Here is an 11,672-nt window from a genome sequence, read left to right as displayed (position 1 = left end):
GGCTGGACTCATGACCGAACTGCCTCGGATCATCAGCGTCGACGACCATGTGATCGAGCCCGCCCACCTCTTCGAGACCTGGCTGCCGAGGAAATACCGGGACCGGGGGCCCAAGCCCCTGACGGCGGGTATCGGTGAACTGGCCTACGTGGCGGGCAAGTACCGGATCACGATGGACCCGGACGGGCCGCCGACCGACTGGTGGATCTACGAGGACCTGAAGTTCCCGTACAAGCGCAACATCGCCGCCGTCGGGTTCGACAGGGACGAGATGACGCTTGAGGGCATCACCCGTGAGGAGATGCGGCCCGGGTGCTGGGATCCGGTCGAGCGGCTCAAGGACATGGACGCCAACCATGTGGAGGGGAGCCTGTGCTTCCCCACCTTCCCGCGGTTCTGCGGGCAGACCTTCGCAGAGGCGCACGACAAGGAGGTCGCGCTGGCCTGCGTGCGCGCCTACAACGACTTCATGGTCGAGGAGTGGTGCGGGGACAGCGGGGGGCGGCTGATTCCGCTGTGCATCATCCCGCTCTGGGACATCGACCTCGCCGTCGCCGAGATCCGGCGCAACGCGGGGAGGGGGGTGCGAGCTGTGACCTTCTCGGAGATACCGACGTATTTGGGGCTGCCGTCCATTCACTCCGGGTACTGGGATCCGTTCTTCGCCGTCTGCCAGGAGACCGGCACGGTCGTCAACATGCATATCGGCAGCAGCAGTCAGATGCCCGCCGCGTCGCCCGATGCCCCTCCCGCCGTGCAGGCGTCCCTGAGCTTCAACAACGCCATGGCCTCGATGATGGATTTCCTGTTCAGCGGCGTCCTCGTGAAGTTTCCTCGGCTCAAACTCGCGTACAGCGAGGGGCAGATGGGGTGGATTCCGTACGCGCTGGAGCGGGCCGATGACGTGTGGGAGGAACATCGGGCCTGGGGCGGGGTGCGGGATCTGATTCCCGAGCCGCCTTCTACTTATTATTACCGGCAGATCTTCTGCTGCTTCTTCCGCGACAAGCACGGGGTCGCCTCGCTGGACGTGGTGGGACGCGACAACGCCACGTTCGAGACCGACTATCCGCACGTCGACTCGACCTTCCCGCACACCAAGGAGGTCGCCCTCGACCATGTGAAGGGCCTCGACGACGAGACCGTCTACAAGCTGATGCGCGGCAACGCCATCCGCATGCTGGGCCTCGACCTGGACCGCGACAGGTAATGGACCTCTCCTACTCGGCCGAGGACGAGGAGTTCCGGGCGCGGTTGCGGGAGTGGCTGGGTGAGGTACTTCCCGGGCTGCCTCCCAAGCCCTCGGCCGACGACTGGCCGGGGCGGCGTGCGTACGACCTCGGGTGGCAGCGGCTGTTGTACGACGCCGGGTACGCGGGGTTGCACTGGCCGGTCGACGCGGGAGGCCGTGGCGCCACACCGACCCGGCATCTGATTTTCCTGGAGGAGACCGAGAAGGCGGGTGCTCCCTACGTAGGGGCCAACTTCGTCGGGCTGCTGCATGCCGGGCCGACCATCGCCGCCGAGGGAAGCGCTCGGCAGCGGGCGCGGTGGCTGCCGCCCGTGCTGCGGGGCGAGGAGGTGTGGTGCCAGGGGTTCAGCGAGCCGGACGCCGGGTCCGACCTCGCGTCGCTGCGCACGCGCGCGTGGCGGGACGGCGACGACTACGTGGTCAGCGGTTCCAAGATCTGGACCTCGCACGCCGAAGTCGCCGACTGGTGCGAGCTGTTGGTGCGGACCGACACAGAGGCGCCGAAGCACCGGGGGATCACCTGGCTGGCGATGCCGATGGACACGCCGGGGATCACCGTACGGCCGCTCCGTACGCTCGCCGGGTCGGCCGAGTTCGCGGAGGTCTTCCTCGACGAGGTGCGGGTGCCCGTCGCCAACCGGGTCGGCGAGGAGAACGACGGCTGGCGCGTGACCATGGTGACGCTGTCCTTCGAGCGCGGCACCGCCTTCGTGGGCGAGGTGGTTGCCTGCCGGCGCGTGCTCGGGGAGCTGGCGCGGGAGGCCCGCAAGAACGGCCGGTGGGACGACGTGCCGCTGCGGCGCAGACTCGGCCGTCTCAACGCCGAGTTCCGGGCACTGTGGCGGCTGACGCAGTGGAACGTCAGCGAGTCCGAGCGCGGTGGCGGAGTGCCGGGCGTCGGCGGCTCGGTCTTCAAACTGCGCTACTCGCAGGCACGGCAGGAGCTGTACGACGCGGCGGCCGAGGTACTGGGTCCCGAAGCGCTCGACCTGGGCAGGGAGTGGACGGTCGACCGGCTGTCGTCGCTCTCGTACACCATCGCGGCCGGGACCTCGCAGATCCAGCGGAACATCGTGGCCGAGCGGATTCTGGGCCTCCCGAAGGGACGGTGACCGGTGGATTTCCAACTCAGCGACGATCAACGGGCGTTACGGGCCGGGGTGCGCGAGCTGCTGGTACGGCGGTTCGGGCGGGAGCGGCTGCGGGCCGCCGCGGGCCCGGGAGGAGAGGGCTCCGGGGGGCCGCGAGCGGGCGGTGGGCTCGACCGGGCGCTCTGGCGCGAGTTGGGCGAGGCCGGGTTCTTCGCGCTGCGGCTGCCGGAGGAGCGGGGCGGGGTCGGGCTCGGGCTGCCCGAGGCGGTGCTCGCCTTCGAGGAGGCCGGCCGGGCGCTGCTGCCCGGACCGCTCGTGGCCACCCACCTCGCGGCCGGTGAGGTGCCCGGCGCCGCCACCGGCGCGTGTGTCGTCACCGCCGTCGACGGCGACCTCGTCGAATGGCTGGACGAGGCGGACGTCGTACGGGGAGATGCGGGCGGAGCCGTCGCCCTGCGGTCCGTCGATCCGCTGACGCCCCTGCACCGGGTGCCCCGCGCCGCGCCGGCCGACCCGGTCGCCACCTTGCTGACCGCCGCCGAGCAGCTCGGCTCGGCCGCGTGGACGTGCGCGCTGGCCGTGCAACACGCCCGGACCCGTGAGCAGTTCGGGCAGCCGATCGGGGCCTTCCAGGCGGTGAAACACCTGTGCTCGGAGATGCTGGTGCGGGTGGAAGTGACCCGTGCGGCGGTGTACGCGGCGGCCGTCACCGCCGACCCGCTCGACATCGCGGCGGCCCGGCTGCTGGCCGACGAGGCCGCCGAGCGCGGGGCCCGCGACTGCCTCCAGGTGCACGGCGGGATGGGATTCACCTGGGAGTCCGATGTCCACCTCCACCTCAAACGGGCCTGGTCGCGGGCCCGCCGCGGGCCGGGCGCCGCGGCGGCCGAGGAGGCGCTCGCGGAGGATCTGCTGGCGTCGGCGGCGCGGCCCGGGACGTGAGCCGCGCGGGCCGGGCGGCGCTCAATGCCGCCGATCGTGGCACTGCGGCGAGGAGCGGCAGGCGCCCGAAAGGACGGAAGTCACGGAACGTGGCATACCGGAATTACCGAGCGTTGATACCGGGTTGTGTCCTACGCGTGACTCGTCACGGCCTGGAGTCGGCGGCCCGCTCCGGTACCTTGTGTGGGATGCGAGTGGTTCTGAGGCCGGGCCATCACGGTGTTGCCCCCGGGGCAGCCCCGGATCCGGCGATGCGTGCCGCTCGCGGGGCAGGAAGCAGGACCGTTCCTGCCTGTTCGACTCCCCGTGGCGAGCGTCGCACAGTATGCCGCACGCGTACTCCTTCGCGCTGGAATATGCCCGAAGCGCTTGTTGGGGTGACTGTACGTCAACCATGCTGTCTCCTGAGGGAATCACGTTCCGTGAGCCCTTTTCTGACCACGATCGTGGCCCTTGCGAGGCGCGAGGCGATGTGTCCGCCGGTTCGGATGGTGTGAGCGGTGCAGGTGCTTCAAGTGCAGCTGGAGATCCGGCCCGACCCCGCGGAGGTGGGGCGAGCCCGGAGGTGGGCCCGTTCGCGGCTCGCGGGTTCCGGGATAGAGGCCGATGAGCCCCTGGCCGAGACGCTGATCCTGCTCGTCTCGGAGCTGGTCACCAACGCCGTGGTGCACACCGGCCGCCCCGCGGTCCTGCGGCTGTTCGTGCCGGACGCGGCGAGCGGGCCGACAGCCGGTGAGCGGGCCGTCGGGGACGCCGTCGCGACCGTCCGCCTGGAGGTCGTCGACGCCAGCACCCGGGCCCCGCGCCCGCGCTGCGCGGACGGCGACGACACCAACGGCCGCGGCCTCGCACTCGTCGACGGTCTCGCCGACCGGTGGGGCTGGAGTTCCGAGGGCGCCGGGAAGCGCATCTGGTGCGAGGTGGACCGATGTTCGTCGGCGACCCCCCTCGTCACGGGATGCGACGCGGTGCCGGTGGGGCCCTCGGCGGCATCTCCCGTGGTGTACGGGGGCCTGGCGTACGAGGCCGTGTAGGCACCGGCTCCCCGCCGGGCCCGTCACGCGGGAGCGGGCGCTCGGGCACGGGTGCGCCCGCTGGCGCACGGGTGGCACGGAGTCCGGGGCCCTGGTGTCCGGTGATGCCGAGTGCGCCGGGCCGTGCTTCCGCCCGCGGGCGTCACAAAGCGCGCCAATGGCATGAATCGCCGAACAGGCGTTGACGGCTCGTGTCCGTTTCATCACGCTTGTGGTCAGCGGTTCGCCGTGAGGGGACGTCGAGGTCTTCGGTGACGGGAGCCCTCGGCGAGCGCGGATCGCGATTCGGCGTCGGCTCCCGAGGGGTCGGGGGCAGGCGCGCCGGAGAGCCGGATGGCGGCGCGCGGTGCCGCGCCCGGGGTGGGGTGGGGGCCTCGCTCGCCCGGGCGTGGTCGTACTGGGGGAGACGCGCCGCCAGCCGGCCCCGGTGGTCCGGGCTTTCAGAGGATCGCGACCGGTGCGACGGGGGTTCCCGTGGCTCCGGTGAACGGTTCGGGCATCGCCGACAGCAGGAACGTGGAGCCGCCGACTTCTCCACAGGCTGTGGACAACTCTTCGAGATTCCAGTTCTGGCCCTGGAGCATGCCCATCTCGACCAGATGGAGCCCATGGACGGGCAGCCACAAGTCCTCTATTTCCGGAGGAAATATCTCAAAGGTGAGGGTGTCGTTCGCGACCGCCGCGACATCGCGGGCGTGGAACCACTCCGGGGTGCGCACGGACAGGCCGGGGGAGGGGAAGGCGTACCCGTGCTTGTCGCCCGCGAGGAGGAGCTGGATCTGACCGGTGCGTACGAGCACGATGTCGCCCGGGCCGACCTTCGTGCCGCTCAGCTCCTCGGCCGCTTCGAGGTCCTCCGGGGTCACCGCGTGCCCGCCGTCCAGGCGCTCCACGCCGCGCGCGCGGGCCACGTCCAGCAGGACGCCGCGCGAGACGATGTGCCGGGGCTTGTCGATGCCGTTGAACTCGGCGCCCCCGTGCGCCGTGATCGTGCCGGCGGGGCGGCCGTTGTAGAGCCTGCCCGAGTGCGAGACATGGCTGAGCGCGTCCCAGTGGGTGGCCGCCTGGAGGCCCATCGTCACGGCGTCGTCGCTGCACGCGATCGTGCCCGGGCCGAACAGCTCCTGGTTGATCTGCACCATCGTGTGCAGCGGATCGACCCGGCCCGGGATCATCCCCGTCTGCACGCCGTCCTGGCGCAGCGGGAGCGCCAGCGGTACGCGACGGCCGGTCCGGACGTTCGCGGCGGCCTCGCGCACGACCTCGTCGGTGATCAGGTTCAGGGTGCCGATCTCGTCGTCGGCGCCCCAACGCCCCCAGTTGTTCACGCGCTTGGCGATCTCGTGGAACTCGGCCGGCAGTGACATGAGTACTCCCCGGGGCTTGTCTCCAGGTATCTGACGGGTCGTAGAATCTGAGCCGTAGCAAATCTAACGGACCGTCAGAAACCGCGGGAAGGGGCCAGGGCGTGGGGAACTTCCTGGAAGGCAGGGTCGTCGCCGTGACCGGGGCGGGCCGGGGCATCGGACGCGCGGTGGCACTGGCCGCCGCGGCCGAGGGCGCACGGGTCGTCGTCAACGACTACGGCGTCTCGATCGAGGGCTCGGAGCCGAGCAGCTCGGTCGCCGACGCCGTCGTCAAGGAGATCGGGGCGGCCGGCGGGGAAGCGGTCGCGGTGGCCGACGACATCTCCACCATGGCGGGCGGGCAGCGGATCGTCGACACGGCCCTGGAGGCGTACGGGCGGCTCGACGGGGTCGTCTGCGTGGCCGGGATCCTGCGCGAACGGATGCTCTTCAACATGTCCGAGGACGAGTGGGACCCGGTGATCGCCACGCATCTGAAGGGCACGTTCACCGTGTTCCGTGCGGCGTCCGCCGTCATGCGCAAGCAGGGTGCCGGGACGCTGATCGGGTTCACCAGCGGCAACCACCAGGGGTCCGTCTCGCAGGCCAACTACAGCGCGGCGAAGGGCGGGATCATCTCGCTCGTCCGCAGCGCGGCGCTCGGGCTCCACAAGTACGGGGTGACGGCGAACGCGGTCGCGCCGGTCGCGCGTACGCGGATGTCCGCGAACGTGCCGATGGAGCTGGCGGAGATCGGTGAGCCGGAGGATGTGGCCGCGCTCGTGGTGTACCTGCTGTCCGGGCGGGCCCGGGAGGAGGGGATCACCGGGCAGGTGTACACCGTCGCGGGGCCGAAGATCGCGGTGTGGGCGCAGCCGCGGGAACTCCGTGCCGGGTATGCGGAAGGGGGGTGGACGCCTGAGCGGATCGCGGACTTTCTGCCGGGGGCGGTGGGGGTGGATCCCATGCCGTTGCTGGAGCGGGTGCAGGAGATGGAGCGGGCTGCTCGGGCCGCGAAGGGGGCGGGGGCGTAGGAGGCGGTCGTGGGTGAGTGCGGGTGCGTTGTGGCTGGTCGCGCAGTTCCCCGCGCCCCTGAAAGCTGGGCGGTGGGAGGACATCTTGGAATTCGGGCGTACGTCGGAGGATGAAGCCTTTCGTGCTGAGGTGCGGGGGTGGCTTGCGGAGCATGTGGGGGGTGTCGGGGACCGCAGGGAGTGGGAGCGGGTTCTTGGGGGTGGGGGGTGGATCGGGATCGGGTGGGGGGTGGAGGGGTATGGGAATCGTGCGGTCGGGCTGGAACGGCAGGTGGTGTGGGCCGAGGAGTACGCGCGGGTCCGGGCGCCGGCCCGCAGTGGGCACATCGGGGAGAAGCTGCTGGCTCCCACGCTCATCGCGCATGGCAGTGAGGAGCAGAAGAACCGTTTCCTGCCGCCCATCGCCTCCGGTGACGAGCTGTGGTGCCAGGGGTACAGCGAGCCCGGGGCCGGGTCCGACCTCGCCGGGATCCGTACGGAGGCCGTGCGGGAGGCGGACGGGTACCGGATCAGCGGGCAGAAGATCTGGACCTCGCTGGCGCACGAGGCGGACTGGTGCTTCGTGCTGGCGCGTACGGAGGCGGGGTCGCGGCGGCATCGCGGGCTGAGCTTTCTGCTCGTCCCCATGGACCAGCCCGGACGTATCGACGTACGGCCGATCCGGCAGATGACCGGGACCAGCGAGTTCAACGAGGTCTTCTTCGACGGGGCGCACGCCCGCGCGGAGCATCTCGTCGGCGGCGAGGGCAACGGCTGGCAGGTCGCGATGAGCCTGCTCGGCTTCGAACGCGGAGTCTCCACGCTGGCCCAGCAGGTCGGCTTCGCCCAGGAGTTGGGGCAGGTGATCGAGGCGGCCGTCGCCTCGGGGGCGGCCGACGACCCGGTCGTGCGCGATCTGCTCGTACGCCAGTGGGCCGAGCTGCGCACCATGCGGTGGAACGCCCTGCGGACGCTGGGGAGTTCGGCGGACCAGGGTGCTCCCAGCGTGGCCAAGCTGATGTGGGGCCGGTGGCATCAGCGGCTCGGCGAGCTGGCGATGCGGGTACGGGGGGCCGGGGCGGCGGTCGGTCCCGGGGACTGGTCGGCCGGCTCGCCCTACGAACTGGACGCGCTTCAGCACCTGTTCCTCTTCAGCCGGGCCGACACGATCTACGGCGGCTCGGACGAGATCCAGCGCACGATCATCGCCGAGCGTGTGCTCGGCCTTCCCAGGGAAGCGAAGGGCTGAGGCCATGAAGGGCGTGATCTTCGACGGTGAGCAGGCCCGGACGGTGGACGATCTGGAGATACGGGATCCGGGGCCCGGCGAGGTACTGGTCGCGGTCTCGGCGGCGGGGCTGTGCCACAGCGACCTCTCCGTGCTGGACGGGACCATCCCCTTCCCCGTACCCGTGGTGCTCGGACACGAGGGCGCGGGAGTCGTGGCGGAGGTGGGCGCGGGCGTCACCCACGTGCAGCCCGGCGACCACGTCTGCCTGTCCACGCTCGCGAACTGCGGTGCGTGCGCCGAGTGCGACCGGGGGCGGCCCACCATGTGCCGCAAGGCCATCGGGATGCCGCAGCGGCCGTTCCTGCGGGAGGGGCGGCCGCTGTACCAGTTCGCGTCCAACTCCGCTTTCGCCGAACGGACGTTGGTGAAGGCCGTGCAGGCGGTACGCATCCCGAAGGACATCCCGATGGCCTCGGCCGCACTGATCGGATGCGGGGTGCTGACCGGGGTCGGGGCCGTGCTGAACCGGGCGCGCGTGGAGCACGGGGACAGCGTCGTCGTCATCGGGACGGGCGGGATCGGGCTCAACGTGATCCAGGGCGCGCGGATCGCCGGGGCGCTGACCGTGGTCGCGGTGGACTCGAATCCGGCGAAGGAGGGGGTGGCGCGGCGGTTCGGGGCCGGGCACTTCTTCACGTCCGTGGAGGGGGCGCGGGACGTTCTGCCGACGGGGGCGGATCACGTCTTCGAGTGCGTGGGGCGGGTCGAGCTCGTACGGCAGGCCGTCGATCTGCTCGACCGGCGGGGGCAGGCGGTACTGCTGGGCGTGCCGCCCGCCGGCGCCGAGGCGTCGTTCCTCGTCTCGTCGATGTACCTGGACAAGTCGATCCTCGGGTGCCGGTACGGGTCCTCGCGGCCGCAGCGGGATGTTGCGCTGTATGCGGAGATGTATCGGGAGGGGCGGTTGTTGCTGGATGAGCTGGTGACGGAGACGTATGGGGTGGACGAGTTCGAGAAGGCGGTCGCGGATGCGCGGGGTGGGCTTGCGGCCCGGGCTGTTTTGACGTTCTAGGAACGTGCGGCTTGCCGCTTGCCGCTTGCGGGTGCGGGTCCGGTGGGGGCGGGCCCTAAGGATTGCGCAGTTCCCCGCGCCCCTAAAGGCAAAAGACTGCGCCGTTCCCCGCGCCCCTTAGGGGGTGGGACTCGCGTGGGTTTGTGGGTGCGGGGCCGGTGGGGGTTGGCCGCGCAGTTCCCCGCGCCCCTAGGTGGTTGGGGGCGCGGGGAACTGCGCAGCGGGGGATAGGGGGCGGAGCCCCCATGCGTGGACGGGAACGGGTAGGGGCGGCGGGGGCGGAGACGAGTTGTTCAGCGGAATGTTCGGCGGTAGGACGTGGGGGTGACCCCTAGGGCCGACTGGAGATGCTGGCGCATCGACTGGGCCGTGCCGAAGCCGGAGTCCGCCGCGACCTGGTCCATCGACAGGTCCGTGGACTCCAGCAGATGGCGAGCCCGCTCGACCCGCTGCTGCGTGAGCCACTGACCGGGACTGAGCCCCGCCTCCTCCCGGAACCGCCGCGTGAACGTCCGCACCGACATCGCCTCCTGCGCCGCCATGTCCCGCAACTGGATCGGCTCGTGCAACCGGCTCAGCGCCCACGCCCGCGCCCCGACAGTCGTCGCCAACTGCGGCTCGGGCACCGGCCGTTCGATGTACTGCGCCTGCCCACCGTCCCGGTGCGGAGGCACCACCGTGCGGCGGGCCACCTCGTTCGCGACGGCGGTCCCGTGGTCGCGGCGCACGATGTGGATGCACAGGTCGATGCCCGCCGCGACCCCGGCGGAGGTCAGCACGTCCCCGTCGTCGATGAACAGCACGTCCGCGTCGACCCGCACCTTCGGGAAGAGGCGCTGGAAGTGTTCGGCGGACGCCCAGTGCGTGGTCGCCGGGCGCCCGTCGAGCAGCCCGGCGGCGGCCAGGACGTACCCGCCCGTGCAGATCGAGACGAGCCGGGTGCCCGGCCGGATCAGGGCGAGGGCCGCGGCCAGCTCCTCGGTGAGCACACCCTCGTCGTGGACCGGGCCCAGCTCGTACGAGGCCGGGACGACCACGGTGTCGGCGGTGGCCAGGGCCTCCGGGCCGTTCTCGACCAGTACGGAGAAGTCGGCGTCCGTCTCGACCGGGCCCGGCGGCCGGACGGAGCAGGTGACGATCTCGTACAGACTGCGGCCCCGGGTGTCCTTGGCGCGCCCGAAGATGCGCTGCGGGATGCCCAGCTCGAAGGGGAGGAGGCCGTCCAGGGCGAGGACGACGACACGGTGCCGAGGGGGCGGGGCGTCCGGCGTGTGCGTACCCATGGCCCGATCCTAGCGAATGCTGTCCTTCGGGCCACTCGTTCGGGGCAGGCCGAGGACGGAAGCTCGGTGACGTGACCCAGACAACCGACGCCGCGAGCGAGGCGGTACCCGCGCAGGACCCCGGAACCGGCGGAGGCGCGCGGCGCCGCACCCGGGTGCACCGGGCGTGGTTCGTCGCCGCCGTCACCTTCGTGACGATCATCGGCGCGGCGGCCTTCCGTTCCCTGCCGGGGCTGCTGATCGACCCGCTGCACGACGAGTTCGACTGGTCGCGCGGCACGATCGGCCTCGCGGTCTCCGTCAACCTCGCGCTGTACGGGCTGACGGCGCCGTTCGCCGCGGCGCTCATGGACCGGTTCGGCATCCGGCGGGTCGTCGCGCTCGCGCTCGTCGTGATCGCGGTCGGCTCCGGCGCCACCGTGTGGATGACCGCGGCCTGGCAGCTGCTGCTGTGCTGGGGGCTGCTCGTGGGCCTGGGTTCCGGCTCGATGGCCCTCGCCTTCGCCGCCACGGTCACCAACCGCTGGTTCACCGAGCGGCGCGGCCTCGTCACCGGCATCCTCACCGCGGCCTCCGCCTCCGGGCAGCTGATCTTCCTGCCCGTACTGTCGTGGATCGTCTCGGAGCACAGCTGGCGCCCGGCCGCCGTGACCGTGGCCCTCGCGGCGCTCGCGGTCGTACCGTTCGTCTGGCTGCTGCTCCGCGACCATCCGGCGGACGTGGGCCTCAAGCCGTACGGGGCGACGGAGTTCGTCGAGAAGCCGCCGCCCGTGCCGGGGGCCGCGCGCCGGGCGGTGCAGGTCCTCTTCTCCGCAGCGCGCACCGGGCCCTTCTGGCTGCTCGCGGGGACCTTCGCGATCTGCGGCGCCTCGACGAACGGTCTGATCCAGACCCACTTCGTGCCCGCCGCCCACGACCACGGCATGCCCATCACGGCGGCGGCCTCGCTGCTCGCGGTCATCGGGGTCTTCGACGTCGTCGGCACGATCGCCTCCGGCTGGTTCACGGACCGTTTCGACCCGCGCCGGCTGCTGGCCGTCTACTACGCCCTGCGCGGCGTCTCGCTCCTCTTCCTCCCGCTGCTGCTCGGCCCCTCGGTGCACCCGCCGATGGTCTTCTTCATCGTCTTCTACGGGCTCGACTGGGTCGCCACCGTGCCGCCCACCATCGCCCTGTGCCGCGACCGGTTCGGCGACGACAGCGCCATCGTCTTCGGCTGGGTCCTCGCCTCCCACCAGGTCGGGGCTGCGCTGGTCGCCTTCCTGGGCGGGGTGGCCCGCGACGCCTTCGGCTCGTACGACGTGATGTGGTACGCCTCCGGGGCGCTGTGCGCGGTGGCGGCGCTGATGGCGCTGGTGATCCGGCGCAGGGTGGTGCCGGGGGCGACCGCTCTCGCCAGGGCCTAGGG

At 71.5% G+C, this 11,672-nt stretch carries 10 protein-coding genes; 8 read left to right on the top strand and 2 right to left on the bottom strand.

Annotation, left to right across the window (positions count from 1 at the left end; translation table 11 throughout):
* Positions 1–10 precede the first annotated feature (10 nt).
* From J8N05_RS03725 to J8N05_RS03710, 4 genes are all read left to right on the top strand, one after another.
* Positions 11–1,210 (top strand): amidohydrolase family protein, encoded by a 1,200-nt coding sequence (locus J8N05_RS03725; RefSeq protein WP_210881048.1) that lies wholly within the window; start codon positions 11–13, stop codon positions 1,208–1,210.
* Entirely contained in the window at positions 1,210–2,364 is a 1,155-nt protein-coding gene (locus J8N05_RS03720) for an acyl-CoA dehydrogenase (protein ID WP_210881047.1), read from the top strand. The genes J8N05_RS03725 and J8N05_RS03720 overlap by 1 nt, the downstream gene beginning before the upstream one ends.
* A 3-nt stretch (positions 2,365–2,367) precedes the next feature.
* Positions 2,368–3,285: an acyl-CoA dehydrogenase family protein gene (locus J8N05_RS03715; protein ID WP_210881046.1), complete on the top strand. Its 918-nt coding sequence runs from the start codon at positions 2,368–2,370 to the stop codon at positions 3,283–3,285.
* Positions 3,286–3,800: 515 nt separating this feature from the next.
* Entirely contained in the window at positions 3,801–4,319 is a 519-nt protein-coding gene (locus J8N05_RS03710; protein ID WP_210890003.1) for an ATP-binding protein, read from the top strand.
* Between the two features lie 440 nt (positions 4,320–4,759).
* On the opposite strand, the gene J8N05_RS03705 is transcribed toward J8N05_RS03710, so the two are convergent.
* Positions 4,760–5,686, bottom strand: a complete 927-nt coding sequence (locus J8N05_RS03705) for a cyclase family protein (protein WP_210881045.1) — start codon at positions 5,684–5,686, stop codon at positions 4,760–4,762.
* Positions 5,687–5,787: 101 nt separating this feature from the next.
* On the opposite strand from J8N05_RS03705, the gene J8N05_RS03700 reads away from it, so the two are divergent.
* The 3 genes from J8N05_RS03700 (at position 5,788) to J8N05_RS03690 (ending at position 8,981) form a co-directional block, all read left to right on the top strand.
* The gene (locus J8N05_RS03700) at positions 5,788–6,699 is read left to right on the top strand and encodes an SDR family NAD(P)-dependent oxidoreductase (protein WP_210881044.1); all 912 of its coding nucleotides are present in this window, start codon (positions 5,788–5,790) and stop codon (positions 6,697–6,699) included.
* Between the two features lie 85 nt (positions 6,700–6,784).
* The gene (locus J8N05_RS03695; protein ID WP_210890002.1) at positions 6,785–7,927 is read left to right on the top strand and encodes an acyl-CoA dehydrogenase family protein; all 1,143 of its coding nucleotides are present in this window, start codon (positions 6,785–6,787) and stop codon (positions 7,925–7,927) included.
* Between the two features lie 4 nt (positions 7,928–7,931).
* Positions 7,932–8,981 carry a Zn-dependent alcohol dehydrogenase gene (locus J8N05_RS03690; protein WP_210881043.1) on the top strand — a complete coding sequence of 350 codons (1,050 nt, stop codon included), beginning with the start codon at positions 7,932–7,934 and terminating at the stop codon, positions 8,979–8,981.
* Between the two features lie 293 nt (positions 8,982–9,274).
* On the opposite strand, the gene J8N05_RS03685 is transcribed toward J8N05_RS03690, so the two are convergent.
* Positions 9,275–10,264, bottom strand: a complete 990-nt coding sequence (locus tag J8N05_RS03685) for a GlxA family transcriptional regulator (protein WP_210881042.1) — start codon at positions 10,262–10,264, stop codon at positions 9,275–9,277.
* Positions 10,265–10,335: 71 nt separating this feature from the next.
* Here J8N05_RS03685 and J8N05_RS03680 point away from each other — a divergent pair, with 71 nt between their 5' ends.
* Positions 10,336–11,670 (top strand): MFS transporter, encoded by a 1,335-nt coding sequence (locus J8N05_RS03680; RefSeq protein WP_210881041.1) that lies wholly within the window; start codon positions 10,336–10,338, stop codon positions 11,668–11,670.
* Positions 11,671–11,672 lie beyond the last annotated feature (2 nt).

Source organism: Streptomyces liliiviolaceus, from assembly GCF_018070025.1.
Classification (GTDB): domain Bacteria; phylum Actinomycetota; class Actinomycetes; order Streptomycetales; family Streptomycetaceae; genus Streptomyces; species Streptomyces liliiviolaceus.
The sequence above is the reverse complement of the archived record's forward strand: the minus strand, read 5'-3'. Positions and strand labels throughout refer to the sequence as shown.

What these genes read in the sequence shown, in the direction of transcription:
- J8N05_RS03725 (WP_210881048.1), top strand. Translation starts at nt 11, where the DNA reads ATGACCGAACTGCCTCGGATCATCAGCGTCGACGACCATGTGATCGAG.
- J8N05_RS03720 (WP_210881047.1), top strand. Translation starts at nt 1,210, where the DNA reads ATGGACCTCTCCTACTCGGCCGAGGACGAGGAGTTCCGGGCGCGGTTG.
- J8N05_RS03705 (WP_210881045.1), bottom strand. Translation starts at nt 5,686, where the DNA reads ATGTCACTGCCGGCCGAGTTCCACGAGATCGCCAAGCGCGTGAACAAC.
- J8N05_RS03690 (WP_210881043.1), top strand. Translation starts at nt 7,932, where the DNA reads ATGAAGGGCGTGATCTTCGACGGTGAGCAGGCCCGGACGGTGGACGAT.
- J8N05_RS03685 (WP_210881042.1), bottom strand. Translation starts at nt 10,264, where the DNA reads ATGGGTACGCACACGCCGGACGCCCCGCCCCCTCGGCACCGTGTCGTC.